The sequence below is a fragment of the Sphingomonas sp. NFR15 genome, from assembly GCF_900103265.1.
GTDB lineage: Bacteria > Pseudomonadota > Alphaproteobacteria > Sphingomonadales > Sphingomonadaceae > Sphingomonas > Sphingomonas pollutisoli.
Genome location: NZ_FMWX01000004.1, coordinates 161,522 through 176,256 on the forward strand (window position 1 = coordinate 161,522; position 14,735 = coordinate 176,256).

Sequence of the window (14,735 nt, forward strand, 5' to 3'; positions counted from 1 at the left end):
CAACACCCTCAGAATTGATACCGCATCGCGACCTGGCCCTGCGCCGAAGTCCGATCGCGCAGCCCCTGCTGGCTGAAATTGTAGATGCCCGCCGTCGCGGTCGCGCCAAGCCGCCCGAAAGTGCGGTAATAGGTCGCGGTCGCGCCCTCGCTGTAGATGCCGCGCGAGCCGGCGATACCGCTCTTGTAGTAATTCGCGATCACGTCGGCGGTGATCCCGGAGTCACGGTCGAACGCGGCGCCGACATAGGCCTGCGCGTAATAACTCTGATCCTCGACGCCATCGACGCTGAACCGCTCGCCCTCGGGCGCGAAGAACTTGCGATTGGCATAGCCCGCGCCGATGCCGTAGCTGAACGGACCACGGTTCGCCGACAGGATCGCGTCGACGCCGCGCGCGCGGTACGATGAGGACGAGATCGACTGGAACACCCCGTTGAGGCATCCGCCCGCCGAGCCGGCGGTATTGCCGAAGGTGCACCCGCCGAACTGCTGGCCGAACGCGTCGCGCTGATCGATGAAGCTGGTCGGCAACCGCGAGATGCCGTCCTGCAACTGGCGCCCGAACGTCGTCACCGCGTCATACACGCCGAGCTGGAAGCTCACCGAGCGCGACGGCGCGTAGGAGAAAGAGCCGGTATAGCTCGTGCCGCCATAGCGCTTGCCGACATTCGCGGTGAGCATGGTGCGCGGCGACGGGCGCCAGATCACGCCCGCGTCGTAGATCAGCCCGTCCGTCTCATAGGCGATGCGGCGTGGTGACGCCTGATCGGTCACATAGCGGCCGTTGCGGTCGGTCACCGGATTGCCGCCCGCGTCGAGCAGCGCGTCCTTCTGGGTGATCTTGATGTTCTCGTATCCCGCGCCCGCGCGCAGCGCGAGCGTGCGCGTCACCGGCAGCACCACGTCGCCGCGCCCGTATTTGCCCTCGTAGCGCTGGCTGAGCTGGGTCGCGGTGTCGCGCTCATACGCGCCGCTCACCGTGACGCCGACTGGTAGCACATCGCCCGCCTTCACACCCGCCGAGGCGGTCACGACATGCCCCTGCGCGCTGTCGAACACGTCGAGCGGCCGCGCACCGGGCGCGACGCCGGTCGCGCCCGGCGCTTCCACCTTGGTGTAACCGTAGCGATAGGCGGCGTTGACCGCGACCGGGCCGGCGTTGGTCGCGAGCGTCGGCCCGGCATAGACCGAATAGACCTGGCTGATATTGTCGACATTGCCCGCGAGATTGACGGGTGCGGCGCCGCGAATGTCGAAGCGCGAACGGGTGGCGAGCGCCCCCCCGTCCAAGCTGACGCCGGGCGCCACCTTCACCACCGCGCGCGCGAGGCCGCTGTGGACGTCGCTGTCGGCGAGGCGCTTGCTCCAGGCGATGCGGCGTTCGTAGCGGTAGCTCACCTGGAGATCGGCGCGGTTCGAATGCAGATCGGCATCGACCCCGGCGGCGACCGTCGAATAGGTGAGCACGTCGTCGTCCCCGCTCAGATCGGCGACGGCGGTCTGGCCAAGCTCGATATAGGGCGAGATCGACTTGTGCCGGCCCTCGGCGTGCGCCGGCGCGGCGAGCGCGATTGCGCAGGCCGCTCCCAGCAGCGACACGCGCTTCATGCCAAATCCTCCTGCCCGTAATAGCTGCCGAAGCGGCGGCCACCGGGTGCGTAGGTCACCGCGTTGAGCAGCAACTGGATTTCGTCGCAGCCGCTGAGCAGCGCGACCGCCTCGCGCAGATCGCCTTCGACGGTGCGGTCGGCGCGGACGACCAGCACGGTCTGGCCCGCGTGGTGCGCGAGCACGGCCGCAGGAGATGCGGCGAGCACGGGCGGCGAATCGAAGATCAGCACGCGTCGAGGATCGGCGGCGAGCAACGCCGAGATGATCGCAGCGGTGCGCGCGCTGCCGAGCAACTCGGTATCGTCATGCGATTTGGTGCCGGCGGGCAGCACGCTCAACTGCGGGATGTCGGTCCGAACCACGCACGCTTCGATGTCGATGGTGGGATCGGCCAGCGCGTCGAGCAGCCCCAGACCTTCGGTGAGGCCGAGCCGCTTCATCACATCGGGCTTGGCGAAATCGGCGTCGATCAGGATCACCTCGACCTCGCGCTCCGCCGCCATCGAGATGGCGAGGTTGACCGCGCAATAGGTCTTGCCGTCGTTGGGCTTGGCCGAACAGACCAGGATCGTGCGCGCGCGCGTCGCATCCTGCTGGCGCAGCGCGCGCGCCGTCACCATCAGGTGCCGCTTGACCAGCCGGAATTCCTCGGCGAGCGCCCCCACCGGCGCGCCCGGCACGAGCAGCCCGTTGCTGGCGAGCAGCGCCCGATCGACCGCCACGACCTCACCCCAAGGCCCGGCCGGCGGGACGCGCACATCCTTCACCGGTTCTGCCATCCGCAGCGGCGTCGCCACGGCTTCCGGGGCGAGCGGCTCCGAGTTGCGCGCGCGCAGTTCGGCGGCAAAATCATAGACCTGCGCGGCGCGCTCGATCAGCGAACCGTTCTGCTTGCGCGAGTTCATGTCGTTCATGCGGCAAGTCCCCGCTGGAGCATCTCGACGCCGAGCAACGCGACCCACGCGACCACCAGCGCCGCCAGGCCGCCCCCGAAATAGCCGAGCTGCTGGCGGCGCTGCGCGGTCTGGAGCTTCGTCACCGTCTCTCCGATCGAGCCGATCACCGGCAGCCCGGTCGCAGCTTCAAGCCGTTTGGCCGTCGGGAAGGTCGTTTGCACCTGCGTCATCGCGAACGCGGCGCCTGCCCCCATCACCAGCGCCGCCAGCAGCACGCCGGTCAGCAGCAGCGGACGGTTGGGCGAGGTCGGCACGCGCGGCGCGCTCGGCTGATCGAGCACGCTGAACTTGATCGCATCGGTCTGCGACTGCGCCTGACCGCGCAGGCGGACGCTCTCACGGTCGGACAGCAGTTTGTCGTAGCTGTCCTTGAGCACCTGATAGTCGCGCTCGATCTGCGATTGTTCCTGCATCGCGCCCGAATCGCCGGTCAGCTTGGCGCTGATCGCATCGATATCCCCCTGAAGCTGGCGCTTGCGGCTCATCAGCGCGGCGACCTGCGCCTGTTTGTCGGCCTGGTTCGCCTTGAGCTGGAGATACAGCGGGTTCGACGAGCCGGCCGCCGCCGAGCCGCCGACCAGCGGCTCGCTCCGCGCCGCCGCCTGTGCGGCGGCGAGCTGGCTCTTGAGCGCGATGACGTCGGGATGCTGCTCGGTATAGCCGCGCGCGCGCGCGTCGCTGAGCTGGCCCTGGATCGCGTTCAGCCGCGCGCGCGCCGGCCCCGCACTGCCGGCGGTACCCCCCGCGCCCGGCACGCTCGCCGGGGTTCCCGCCATCTGGCCGTTGATGACCGCCAGCCCCGATTGCGCGGCTGCCAGATCGCCATCGACCTGCGCCATCTGGCTGCGCGCCGCCGCCATCCGATCGGCGATCGAGCCGGTGCCGGGCAGCGAACCCAGGTAACGGTTCTGGAAATCCTCGCGCTTCGCCTCGGCATCCGAAAGCTGCTTCTGCTTCTGCGCGAGTTGCTGATCGAGGAACTGGAGCGTCTGGGTCGTCTCGGCCTTGTCGCCGGATAGGTTCTGCTCGACGAACAGATCAAGCAGCTTCTGCACGACCTGCCGCGCGACCTTGGGGCTGCGCTGACTGACGGAAATGGTGAAGATATTGTCCTGCTCGGATGTGATCTTCACCGCCCGCTGGAGCGCCGCGACGCGATCGGCGACATCCTTGTCGGTGGCGACGGTGTTGGCGAGATCGGTCCCGCGCACGACCTTTTCGAGATTGTCGGCCGACGTCAGCGTCTGACGGACGGTGTCGAGGTTCTTCTGCTGATCGGCGGGCGAGATGCCGACGGCGGCGGGCAGCAGCGTCTGCATCTGCGCGAACACGCGCGCGGTCGATTCATAGCTGCTCGGGATCTGCGCGACGAACAGCCAGCCGACGATCGCGACCGCCCACGCCACGCCGAGCGCGATCCAACGCCGCATCCAGACCGCGTGCAGCGCGACCCGCAGTTCATCGTAAAGACCGTTCACGCGCCCGGCCCTCTCAGAACATGCTCTCGGGAATGATGATGACGTCGCCCGGTTCGAGCCGGACGTTCGCATGCGAATCGCCGTTCTTGAGCAGGTTCGACAGCTTGACGTTGTATTCCACCTGCTTGCCCGTGCCGCGATCGTAGCGGATCAGCTTGGCGCGATTGCCGGCGGCATATTCGCTGAGGCCCCCGACCGCGATCATCGCGTCGAGCAGGGTCATGTTGGCGCGGTACGGGATCGAGGCCGGCTTCGCGGTCGCGCCGACGATACGGACCTGCTGGCTGAACGTGCCGCTGAAATTCTCGACGATCACGGAGACGATCGGGTCTTTGATATATTCGCTGAGCGCGATCTTCATGTCGTCGGCGAGCATCGCCGGGGTCTTGCCCACGGCGGGCATGTCGCTGATGAGCGGTGTGGTGATGCGGCCGTCGGGGCGGACCTGCACCTTCGCCGACAGTTCCGGGTTGCGCCACACGAAGATGTTGAGCTGGTCGAGCGGGCCGATGACATATTCCTCGCCCGGCTGCTCCTGCGTGGCGACGAACGCCGCCGGCGGGAGCTGTCTGCCGCCGCCCGTCGCGCAACCGTTCAGCGCGAGCGCGGCCGCGCCCGCCGTGACACAGCCCTTGAGAAGCCCCGAAGTACGCATCCACCAAACTCCCTGCGGCGACGGCCCGCACGCTCCGTCCTGCGTGCGGGTTCGCGGCGATGGGCCGGCTATGCCTGCGGAGAGGTGAAGATTACGTTAGTAACGTCCGGCGCGCCCGCGAGGATTTCGGCCGGCGCGGGGTGGCCGAGGAAGCCCGCCGGGCTGGCGGACAGGCCGTACGCCCCGGCCATGAACACCGCGACCAGATCTCCGGGCTCCGCGCGCGGCAGTTCGACCCGGTCGGCGAGCCGGTCGAGCGGAGTACATAGCGGACCGACGACGTTCACGATCTCGGTCGGCGCGTCCGGCCCGGCGGTGGCCACCGCGACCGGATAGTTGCGGCGCACCACCGTGCCAAGGTTCCCGGTCGCGGCGAGTTGGTGGTTCATGCCGCCATCGGTGACGATGAAGGTCTCGCCCCGGCTGTGCTTCCGGTCGACCACGCGCGTCAGATACACGCCCGCCTCGCCCACCAGCCAGCGCCCGAGCTCGATCGCGAAGCGCGTGGCGCCCAGTGCCGCTGGCAACGCCGCGCACCGTTCGGCCAGCGCCGCGCCGATCCGCTCGATGTCGAGCGGCGTTTCGCCAGGGAAATAGGGGATACCGAAGCCACCGCCGAGATTGACCAGCGGCGGCACCACGCCGACCTGCTCGCTCAGCCGCGCCGCGAGCGCGAGCGTCTCGGCCTGCGTCTCGATGATCGCGTCCGCATCGAGCGCCTGCGATCCCGCGAAGATGTGGAAGCCGCGCCACTCCGCGCCTTCCTCGATCACCTCGACAGCCACGGCTGCGGCGCGATCGGCGTCGATCCCGAACGGTGAGGCCCTGCCCCCCATCCGCATCCCCGATCCGCGCAGCTCGATATCCGGGTTCACGCGCACCGCGAGGCGCGGCACGATCCCGAGGCGATCGCCGATCGCGATGGCGCGCGCCGCCTCGCCTTCGGATTCGAGATTGATGGTGATGCCGGCCTGGATCGCCGCCGTGATCTCATCGTGGCGCTTGCCCGGCCCGGCGAAACTGATCGCCTGCCCGCGCTTCAATCCCGTCACCCGCGCGAGTTCGCCCGCCGAGGCGACGTCGAACCCGTCGACCAGCGGCGCCATCGCGGCGAGCAGCGGTGGAAACGGATTGGCCTTGATCGCATAATGCAGATCGACCCCCGCGAACGCCGCACGGAACCGCGCCACCCGCCGCGCGACGGCGGCGACGTCGTAAACGAACAGCGGCGTGTCGCCTGCGACATCGGCCCACTGCTCCGCGCTGCGCCCGGCGATGACGAGTGGTGCCCCGGCGAAATCGGCCGGGATCGTCCCCATCGGCTTCATGCCGTCACCTCGCGGCGGAGCAGCGCTCGGTCAAGCTTGCCATTGGCGTTGACCGGCAGCGCGTCGCGCCAGTCATAGCGGGCGGGCTGCATGAAGCTCGGCAGCTCGGCCCGTAAGCGTGCGCGCAGCGCAGCCTCGGCCTGCACGGGATCGCCGAACGCGCGTGCCACCACCACGATCGCCTGGCCGAGCCGCGCGTCGGGCACCCCGATCGCGACCGCCTCGCCCGCCTCGCCGCCGCGCACCACCGCATCCTCGATCTCGGTCGGGCTGATCCGGTTGCCGGCGCTCTTGATCATCTCGTCGTCCCGCCCGACGAAGCGGAACAGCCCGTCGCTGCCCGCGACGACGGTATCGCCCGACCACACCGCCATGCCGCCGCTCGCCGACCAGTCGGGCGCTGGCCGAAAGCGGTGCGCGGTGCGCTCGGGATCGCGCCAATAGCCGTGCGCGACCAGCGGCCCGGCATGGACCAACTCGCCGGGTTCGTCGGGCGCCGCGCGCGTGCCGTCGGCGAGCACCGCCATCACCTCGGCGAACGGGATCGCGCGCCCGATCGCGTCGGGATGCGTATCGACCAGTTCAGGCGCCAGATAGGTCGAGCGAAACGCCTCGGTGAGCCCGTACATCGGATAGAGATCGGCCTGCGGGAACCGCGCGCGCAACCCGGCGATGATCGGTCCGGTCAGCGCGCCTCCCGAATTGGTGAGCCGCCGAAGCCGCGCCGCCGTCTCGGCCGGCCAGTCGGCTTCGAGCAATTGCACCCACAGCGGCGGCACCCCGGCCAGCGTGGTCGCGCCGAACCGCTCGACCGCCTTCACCACGTCGCGCGCGGTCAGGTAATCGATCGGCGCGACCGATCCGCCCGCCGCCCAGGTCGAGAAAAGCTGGTTCTGCCCGTAATCGAAACTGAGCGGCAGCACGCCCAGCACCCGATCGGCGGGCGTGATCTTGAGATAATGCGCAACGCTGATCGCGGCCAGCCACAGGTTTGCATGGCTCAGCATTACCCCCTTGGGGCGGCCGGTCGAGCCCGAGGTGTAGAGGATCGCCGCGAGTGTATCGGCGTCGGCGCGCGACGGCGGCAGCGCATCGTCGCCCTCCGCGAGCGCCTCCTCCAGCACGATCCGGCAGTCGGCGGGCACGTCGCCGGGTCCGAGCGTGGCGGCCCGCGCCGCCTGCGTGACGAGCAACTGCGCGCCGCTGTCGGCGAGGATATGCGCCACTTGCGCGCGCTTGAGCACGGGGTTGATCGGCACATGCACCAGCCCGCCGCGCGGCGCGGCGAGTGGCAGCACGCAGGCCGCCGCCGTCTTGGGCAACCAGCTCGCCACCCGCGCGCCGGGCGCGTCGATCGTCCGCGCAAGCCACGCCGCCGCGATGCCGACCCGCTGCTCCAACGCGGCGAAGGTGATGTTGCCGCCCTTGAAGGCCAGCGCCACGTCTTCACCCGCGCCGCGCAGCGGCAGCGTGTCGATCGAGCGCGGCACGGGATCGAGGGCGATCATCGCGCCCTGATAGCCGAGTCCGCAGCCGTGTGAAGGGCCGGGGTGAAGACCCGGCCCTTGGCAGACGCCCGGCTTCTCTCTAACGCGCGCGCAAAAGAGAAGGATGGGCCCTCCGTGCTGCCAGACGATATTTCGACGATCGAGACGACCGTACGCGCGGTGTTGCGCGATGTGTTGGGGCTGAGCGAAGCTCGGGCCGCCGCTCTCCGCGCGGAAACGCCGCTGTTCGGCGCGATGCCCGAGCTGGACTCGATGGCGGTCGCTGGCGTGCTGACCGAATTGGAAGAGCGGCTCGGCATCCTGATCGAAGACGACGAAGTCGATGGCGAAATGCTCGAGACCTTCGGCGCGCTCGTCGGCTTCGCGGTGGCCAAGGCGCCGCAATGAGCCGGCGCGGTTGATCGACCAGTATGACTGGCGCGGCGGCCGCGAGGCGATGCTGCGCTTCGGGCCGGAAAGCGGACCTGTCGTGGTGATCGCGCTGCCGCTGTTCGAGGAAGCCAACCGGACGCGCGCGTTCGTGGTGACAATGTGCCGGGCGCTTGCCGCGCGCGGGGTGGCGAGCGCGCTGCCCGATCTGCCGGGGCAAGGCGAAAGCTCGCTTGCCACCGAAGATGCCCGTTTGGACAACTGGCGCGCCGCCTTCGCCGCAGCCGCGGCGAGCCTCGGCAGCGGCGCACATGGGGTCGCGCTGCGCAGCGGTGCCGCGATCGACGGCGAAGCGCGGCTGGCAGGCCGCTGGCGGCTGTCCCCGCTTCCCGGCGCGGCGGCGCTTGCAGAGCTGCGACGTGCCGCATCGGCCGTCAGCACGGCACGCCGTGAGCCGGTGGAAACGCACAGCTACGGCGCGAAGCTGCTCGCCGGCCACCGCATCGCCGTGCCGCTACTGAACGCCTTGAGCGCCGATCGCCAGCTCGACCCGCCGCACGGCCCGGTGCGGACGGTGCGGCTGGCCACCGACCCGCAATCCGCCGACCGCAAGGTGGACGCGGCGCCGCTGTGGCGCCGCGCCGAACCGGGCAACGACCCCGCGCTCGCCGCGCTGCTCGCCGACGATATCGTGGCATGGATCGCGCGATGCGGCGGCTGATCGACTTCGCTTGCGCGGGCGAACGCCTGCTCGGCACGCTCGACGCGGCAGCAGGCGAGACCGGGCTGCTCATCGTGTCCGGCGGCAATGAGGTCCGCAGCGGCGCGCATCGCGGCATGGCCTTGCTCGCCGCGCGGCTGGCGGCGGCGGGCGTGCCTGTGTTCCGGTTCGACCGGCGTGGCATCGGCGATTCGAGCGGAGAGAACGGCGGCTTCCTGTCGTCCGCGCCCGATATCGCGGCGGCGGCGGCGGCCTTCGCCGCAGCGACGCGCGCGCGCCGTCTCGTCGCGTTCGGCAATTGCGACGCGGCGACCGCGCTCGCACTGTTCGGAGCATGCGCGGGGATCGAACGAGTGATCCTCGCCAACCCCTGGGTGATCGAGGATGACGACGGCCTCCCGCCCGCCGCAGCGATCCGCGCGCGTTATGCGGAGATGCTGAAAGCCCCGCGCGCATGGCTGCGGCTGGCGCGGGGCGGTGTCGATCTGCGCAGGCTCGCCGGTGGGTTACGCAAGCTATCGAAAGCCGCCGCGCCGGGCGACGAGGCTCTCGCCGCCCGGCTGTTCGGCGCGCTCGATCACTGGGGTGCCCGCGCGACCATTCTGCTTGCGAACGGAGACGCGACCGCGATTGCTTTTCGAGATGCGGCGAAGGCGGTGCCGCTCGCCGCACGTATCGAAACGCTCGAAAGCACCTCGCACAGCTTCGCGCGCGAGGGCGACGCGGACTGGCTGCTCGAGCGGATTATGGCAGCGCTCTGAAATCCAACCGTCACCCCAGCGCAAGCTGGGGTCTCCCCGGAGGTAGCGCGCGCGCCGCACCGGCAGATCCCAGCTTGCGCTGGGATGACGAACCGGGCGGCTACTCCGCCGCCTCGGCCAGCTTGAAATCCTCCGCCGCGAGGAATCGCTCGGCATCGAGCGCGGCCATGCAGCCGCTGCCGGCGGCGGTCACCGCCTGGCGGTAATGTTTGTCCATCACGTCGCCGCACGCGAACACGCCGGGGACGTTGGTCTTGGTCGTGCCGGTCTCGACCTTGATATAATGGTCCTCGTCGAGCTCGACATGGCCACGGAACAGCTCGGTCGCCGGGTGATGGCCGATCGCGACGAAGCCGCCGTCGGTATCGAGCCGCGACAACTCGCCCGTCACCGTATCGCGCAGTTGCAGCGCGACCAGCCCCGCCGTACCGCCGCCATCGACGAATTCGGCGACTTCCTTGTTCCACAGCACGGTAACGTTCTTGTGCGCGAACAGCCGCTCCTGCAGGATCTTCTCGGCGCGGAAATGGTCGCGGCGGTGGATGATCGTCACGTCGGGCGAATGGTTGGTGAGGTACAAAGCCTCTTCGACGGCGGTGTTGCCGCCGCCGATCACCGCGACCTTCTTGCCGCGATAGAAGAAGCCGTCGCAGGTCGCGCAGGCGCTGACGCCCTTGCCCTTCAACGCCTCCTCGCTGTCGAGGCCCAGCCACTTGGCCTGCGCGCCGGTCGCGATCACGAGCGTGTCGCCCTCATACACGTCGCCGCCGTCGCCGATCAGCCGGAACGGACGCTTCGAGACATCGACCTCGACGATCGTGTCGTACATGAGCTGGGTGCCGACATGCTCGGCCTGCTTCTGCATCTGCTCCATCAGCCATGGCCCCTGGATCACGTCAGCGAAGCCGGGGTAGTTCTCCACATCGGTGGTGGTCATGAGCTGGCCGCCCGGCTGAATACCCTGCACGAGGATCGGCTTGAGCCCCGCCCGCGCCCCGTAGATGGCGGCGGTAAGGCCCGCCGGCCCGGAACCGAGGATCAACATGCGGGTGGTATGCGTGGTCATAAGGGCTTCCAGCTTGGGCGACAGGCGTCTCGGGCGCGCTTTATGGGGCAAGCGGCCACGATGGCAATATCGGCATGGCGGGGTTCGGGTTCAAACCACAGCCGCCGCACTTTTGCTTTGCGGCGCACGCACGATGCTATCACAAGCGTTCGCACTCCGTTCGTGCTGAGCTTGTCGAAGCACGTGGCCGCGCGTCGCGCGTCATACGCACTTCGACAAACTCCGTGCGAACGGTAAGAGGCTCGTGAACGAACGCAGGATGCAGCGCATACCCTCTTGTACGATCCTCGGTGCGATCATCGCCGGCGGCGCGTCGAGCCGGTTCGGCAGTGACAAGGCGCTCGCGCTGCTCGACGGCCAGCCGCTGATCGCGCACGCGCTTGCCGCGCTCCGCCCCTTCACACCGGAGGTCGTGATCTGTGGCCGCGCATGGGGCGACTTGCCGCCCCTCCCGGACCGACCGCTGCCGGGGCTAGGCCCGCTCGGCGGCATCGCGGCCGCCCTGCATCACGCGCAGGCGGCCGGATACGCGGACGTCCTCACGATCGGCTGCGACATGCCGCGCGTGCCTCCAGCGCTGATCGCCGATCTGATCGCCCGTGCCCCGGCGTATTGCAGCAACGCGCCGATCCTCGGCTGCTGGCCCGCCGATGCCACCGACACCCTCGCGGCGCGGCTCGACGGGCACGTCGCCGGCACGAAGAGCGCCGCGCTGTCGATCCGCCGCTTCGCCGACGCGATCGGTGCGACTGCGGTGCCCGCGCCAGCGCCGCTCTTCAACGTCAACACGCCCGGGGATCTGCCGACATGACGACTCGCGTCGAACCGACCCTCGTCCTCACCCGCGAGGGCGCGCATGCCGGAGAGCGCACGATCGCAATCGAGACGGCGGTGGCGATCGAGGTCAACGGGATCGGCTATGCCGTGCTGATGGCGACTCCGGCCGCGCTCGCCGATCTCGCGACCGGCTTCCTGCTGACCGAACGGCTGATCGACGCCCTCGCCGACATCCTCGATCTCGACTCGTTCGAAACGCCGGCGGGCTGGATCGTTCGCGCGACCGTCGCCGAGCGGTGCGCCGGACGCATCCACGACCGGGTCCGTCACCGCACCAGCGACACAGCTTGTGGGCTGTGCGGCGTGTCCGGGCTTGAGCAAGTCGTCCGCCCGGTGGCGCGGCGTGCACCCGCGCCGCACACCAGCGCAACCGCCGTGTTCCTCGCGCTGGACGCGATTCGCGCGCACCAGCCGCTCACCGCCGCGACCGGGGCGCTGCATGCCGCCGCCCTGTGCGATACGGCCGGCGCGATCGTCGCGGCGCGGGAGGATGTCGGGCGGCACAACGCGCTCGACAAGCTGATCGGCGCGTGCGCGCCCGGCCGCCTCGCGGATGGGTTCGTGCTGGTCACGTCGCGCATCAGCTTCGAGATGGTCGACAAGGCGCTGGTCGCGGGCGCGCCGCTGCTGGTGGGCATATCCGCCCCGACCGCGCTCGCGGTCGATCACGCCCGCGCGCACGGCCTCAGCCTGGTGGCGCTGGCTCGCAACGATTCGGTGCTGGTGCTCAACGATCCGCACCACGCCTTCGCGGCGCGGCTTTGATCTCGAATGGTAGCGAAGGAGGGACTTGAACCCCCGACCCCAGGATTATGATTCCCGTGCTCTAACCAGCTGAGCTACTTCGCCCTGCCATTCGAGAGCGGCGCCTATATGGTCCGGAAACGGCGCGGTCAAGCGAACATATGGCGCGACAGCGGCTCCCAGGGGCCGCCGCGATAATACCAGCTCGCCAGCCCGGCGATCACGACCGAGCGCGGGCGAAAATCCGTCTCCAGCGCGGCGAGCAGCGCCTTCGCCTCTGTCGAGGACACCTTGTTCTGAATGGTGACGTGCGGCCGCCAGCCGGCGCGATCCTGCGGTGTCAGCAACGGGGCGAACGCATCGGCGAGCGACTCGCGAATGTCCTCCAGTGACGCGCTTTCGATTCGAAACGCCACGCCGCCGCCGAGCGACATTAGCCCGGCGATCCGCGCATCGGGCGGCGCCACCCCGCGCGTCGCCGCCGACAACCGCTGCTTCAGCTCGGCGCTGATCGACGGCGGCAGATGGTGGAACATCGTCAGATGCGCCGCGAGGTGGTTGCGCTCGGGCGGGAAGTGGCGCTGGCGCAAGCCATCGAACACCGCCGCGTCGGTTTTGCCGAACAGTGCGGTCACGATGATGGGTGCGGGTTCGATCAAATCTCGAGCTGGCTGCCGAGCTCGACGACACGGTTGGTCGGCAGGCGGAAGAATTCCATCGCGCTTTCGGCGTTGCGCAGCATCCACGCGAACAGCTTCTCGCGCCAGATCATCATCCCCGGCCGCGACGAGGGCAGCAGCGTCTGCCGGGCGAGGAAGAAGCTCGTGTCCATCATCCGGAACTCGGCGCCGCAGCGATGCACGTTGGCGAGCGCGACCGGCACGTCGGGCTCCTCGATGAACCCGTATTTCAGGATCATGCGGTGGAAGCCGTGCGTCAGATCCTCGAGGTGGCAGCGCTGTCCCTCCGCGACATAGGGCTCATCGACGATCTTGACCGTCAGCAGGATGATCCGCTCGTGCAGCACCTTGTTGTGCTTGAGGTTGTGGAGCAGCGCGTGCGGCACGCCCTCGGGGGTCGAGGTCATGAACACCGCCGTGCCGGGCACGCGAGTCGCGGCCGTCGCGGCGGACTGGATGAACACCTTGATCGGCATCGCGCCCTCGCGCATCCGCGCGATCATCAACTGCCGCCCCTTCGACCAGGTGGTCAGGATCGTGAAGATGATGAAGCCCGCGAGCAGCGGGAACCAGCCGCCCGAGACGATCTTGGTCAGGTTCGCGGTGAAATACGCGCCGTCGACGAGGAAGAACACGCCGAGCAGCGGCACCGCCGCGATCAGCGGCCAGTTCCACAGCCGGCGCAGCACCACTACCAGCAGACAGGTGTCGATCAGCATCGCTCCGGTCACCGCGATGCCATACGCGGCGGTGAGGTTGGACGAACTGCGGAAGAACGCCACCAGCAGCAGCACCATCGCCAGCAACAGCCAGTTGATCAGCGGGATGTAGATCTGCCCCGCGGTCGCCGCGTTGGTATGCTCGATCCGCAGCCGCGGCATGAAGCCAAGCTGGATCGCCTGCTGAGTCACCGAGAACGCGCCCGAGATCACCGCCTGGCTGGCGATCATCGCCGCCGCCGTCGCGATCAGCACGAGCGGCAGTTCCCAGCCGGCTGGCGCGAGTTTGTAGAACGGGCTTTCCAGCGCGGGCACGCCGTCGCGGAACAGCAAAGCGCCCTGCCCCATATAGTTGAGCATCAGCGCCGGCAGCACGAAGAACATCCACGACACGCGGATCGGCTTGCGTCCGAAATGCCCCATGTCGGCATAGAGCGCCTCAGCGCCCGTCACCGCGAGCACGACCGAGCCGAGCGCGAGGAAGGCGCGCAGCGGATCGTGGTAGAAGAACAAGGCAGCGTAATGCGGCGACAGCGCCCACAATATGCCTGGCGTCTTGACCATGCTCATCACGCCGAGCGCGGCGATCACCACGAAATACAGCAGCATCACGGGTCCGAAGAACAGCCCGATCTTCGCGGTGCCCTTGCTCTGGATGACGAACAGACCGATGATGATGAGTGCCGACAGCGGCAGCACGAGATGCGAAAGGCTCGGCTGCGCGACCGCGAGACCTTCCACCGCGCCCAGCACGGTGACCGCCGGCGTTATCATGCTGTCGCCGTAGAACAGCGCCGTCGCGAACACCCCGAGCAGGACGATGCCGCGCGACCAGCGGATCTGCTTGACCCGCCCCGAGATCAGCGCGAGCAGCGCGAGGCTGCCGCCCTCGCCCTTGTTGTCGGCGCGCATGATGATCGTGACGTACTGGATCGTCACCACGAGCAGCATCGACCAGAAGATCAGGCTGACCACGCCCATGATGTGGAAGGCATCGACCTCGAGCTTGTGGTGCCCGGCGAAGGTTTCGCGAAACGCGTAGAGCGGGCTGGTGCCGATGTCGCCGAACACCACGCCGATCGCGCCGAGCGCGAGCTTGGGCAGCGCTTCGCCGCCATGAGAATGGCCACCGGGCGTCGCGAGATCGGCTCCGGCAGGCGCGGGCTCAGCCGCGCTGGTGACGATGTTGCTCACTGGAAGGCAGTTCTTGCCCGGAAATCAATGATATATGACATATGCAGACCGATAGCGCCCCTGTGATCCACAGCGGCAGGCCCGTAGCATGGCGCTCGGGTCGTTA

General features: G+C 68.8%; 14 protein-coding genes and 1 tRNA gene. 5 read left to right on the plus strand and 10 right to left on the minus strand.

Translation table 11 applies throughout. From position 1 onward, the window contains the following. Positions 1–8: 8 nt before the first annotated feature. From BLS81_RS11485 to BLS81_RS11510, 6 genes are all read right to left on the minus strand, one after another. Positions 9–1,610 (minus strand): hypothetical protein, encoded by a 1,602-nt coding sequence (locus tag BLS81_RS11485; RefSeq protein WP_093223993.1) that lies wholly within the window; start codon positions 1,608–1,610, stop codon positions 9–11. Further along, entirely contained in the window at positions 1,607–2,527 is a 921-nt protein-coding gene (locus tag BLS81_RS11490) for a P-loop NTPase family protein (protein WP_093223995.1), read from the minus strand. The genes BLS81_RS11485 and BLS81_RS11490 overlap by 4 nt, the downstream gene beginning before the upstream one ends. Further along, positions 2,524–4,047, minus strand: a complete 1,524-nt coding sequence (locus BLS81_RS11495; protein ID WP_093223997.1) for an XrtA system polysaccharide chain length determinant — start codon at positions 4,045–4,047, stop codon at positions 2,524–2,526. Before BLS81_RS11495 ends, BLS81_RS11490 begins: the two co-directional genes overlap by 4 nt. A 13-nt stretch (positions 4,048–4,060) precedes the next feature. Then, positions 4,061–4,702 (minus strand): XrtA/PEP-CTERM system exopolysaccharide export protein, encoded by a 642-nt coding sequence (locus BLS81_RS11500; protein WP_093223999.1) that lies wholly within the window; start codon positions 4,700–4,702, stop codon positions 4,061–4,063. A gap of 68 nt (positions 4,703–4,770) precedes the next feature. Continuing rightward, positions 4,771–6,030, minus strand: coding sequence for a pyridoxal-dependent decarboxylase, exosortase A system-associated (locus tag BLS81_RS11505; RefSeq protein WP_093224001.1), 1,260 nt, complete (start codon positions 6,028–6,030; stop codon positions 4,771–4,773). Continuing rightward, entirely contained in the window at positions 6,027–7,538 is a 1,512-nt protein-coding gene (locus BLS81_RS11510) for an acyl-CoA ligase (AMP-forming), exosortase A system-associated (protein ID WP_176787143.1), read from the minus strand. The genes BLS81_RS11505 and BLS81_RS11510 overlap by 4 nt, the downstream gene beginning before the upstream one ends. Before the next feature lie 129 nt (positions 7,539–7,667). On the opposite strand from BLS81_RS11510, the gene BLS81_RS11515 reads away from it, so the two are divergent. The 3 genes from BLS81_RS11515 to BLS81_RS11525 are packed head-to-tail and all read left to right on the plus strand — an operon-like array spanning position 7,668 to position 9,389. Next, a complete protein-coding gene (locus BLS81_RS11515) occupies positions 7,668–7,925 on the plus strand; it encodes a phosphopantetheine-binding protein (protein WP_371128280.1) in 258 nt (85 codons plus the stop codon). Positions 7,926–7,935: 10 nt separating this feature from the next. Further along, positions 7,936–8,628, plus strand: coding sequence for an alpha/beta hydrolase family protein (locus tag BLS81_RS11520; RefSeq protein ID WP_093224004.1), 693 nt, complete (start codon positions 7,936–7,938; stop codon positions 8,626–8,628). After that, positions 8,616–9,389: a hydrolase 1, exosortase A system-associated gene (locus tag BLS81_RS11525; protein WP_093224261.1), complete on the plus strand. Its 774-nt coding sequence runs from the start codon at positions 8,616–8,618 to the stop codon at positions 9,387–9,389. The genes BLS81_RS11520 and BLS81_RS11525 overlap by 13 nt, the downstream gene beginning before the upstream one ends. A 100-nt stretch (positions 9,390–9,489) precedes the next feature. Here BLS81_RS11525 and trxB read toward each other — a convergent pair whose 3' ends face one another. Continuing rightward, positions 9,490–10,455, minus strand: coding sequence for a thioredoxin-disulfide reductase (gene trxB / locus BLS81_RS11530; RefSeq protein WP_093224005.1), 966 nt, complete (start codon positions 10,453–10,455; stop codon positions 9,490–9,492). Positions 10,456–10,714: 259 nt separating this feature from the next. Here trxB and BLS81_RS11535 point away from each other — a divergent pair, with 259 nt between their 5' ends. Both BLS81_RS11535 and fdhD read left to right on the plus strand, forming a co-directional pair. After that, a complete protein-coding gene (locus BLS81_RS11535; RefSeq protein WP_093224263.1) occupies positions 10,715–11,266 on the plus strand; it encodes a molybdenum cofactor guanylyltransferase in 552 nt (183 codons plus the stop codon). Next, positions 11,263–12,057 (plus strand): formate dehydrogenase accessory sulfurtransferase FdhD, encoded by a 795-nt coding sequence (gene fdhD, locus BLS81_RS11540; protein ID WP_093224007.1) that lies wholly within the window; start codon positions 11,263–11,265, stop codon positions 12,055–12,057. Before BLS81_RS11535 ends, fdhD begins: the two co-directional genes overlap by 4 nt. A gap of 7 nt (positions 12,058–12,064) precedes the next feature. On the opposite strand, the gene BLS81_RS11545 is transcribed toward fdhD, so the two are convergent. The 3 genes from BLS81_RS11545 to BLS81_RS11555 all read right to left on the minus strand — a co-directional run bounded on the left by BLS81_RS11545 (position 12,065) and on the right by BLS81_RS11555 (position 14,620). After that, positions 12,065–12,141: transfer RNA gene (locus BLS81_RS11545), tRNA-Met, on the minus strand. Between the two features lie 44 nt (positions 12,142–12,185). After that, the gene (locus BLS81_RS11550) at positions 12,186–12,695 is read right to left on the minus strand and encodes a 2'-5' RNA ligase family protein (RefSeq protein ID WP_093224008.1); all 510 of its coding nucleotides are present in this window, start codon (positions 12,693–12,695) and stop codon (positions 12,186–12,188) included. Next, entirely contained in the window at positions 12,692–14,620 is a 1,929-nt protein-coding gene (locus BLS81_RS11555; RefSeq protein WP_256326217.1) for a potassium transporter Kup, read from the minus strand. The genes BLS81_RS11550 and BLS81_RS11555 overlap by 4 nt, the downstream gene beginning before the upstream one ends. Positions 14,621–14,735 lie beyond the last annotated feature (115 nt).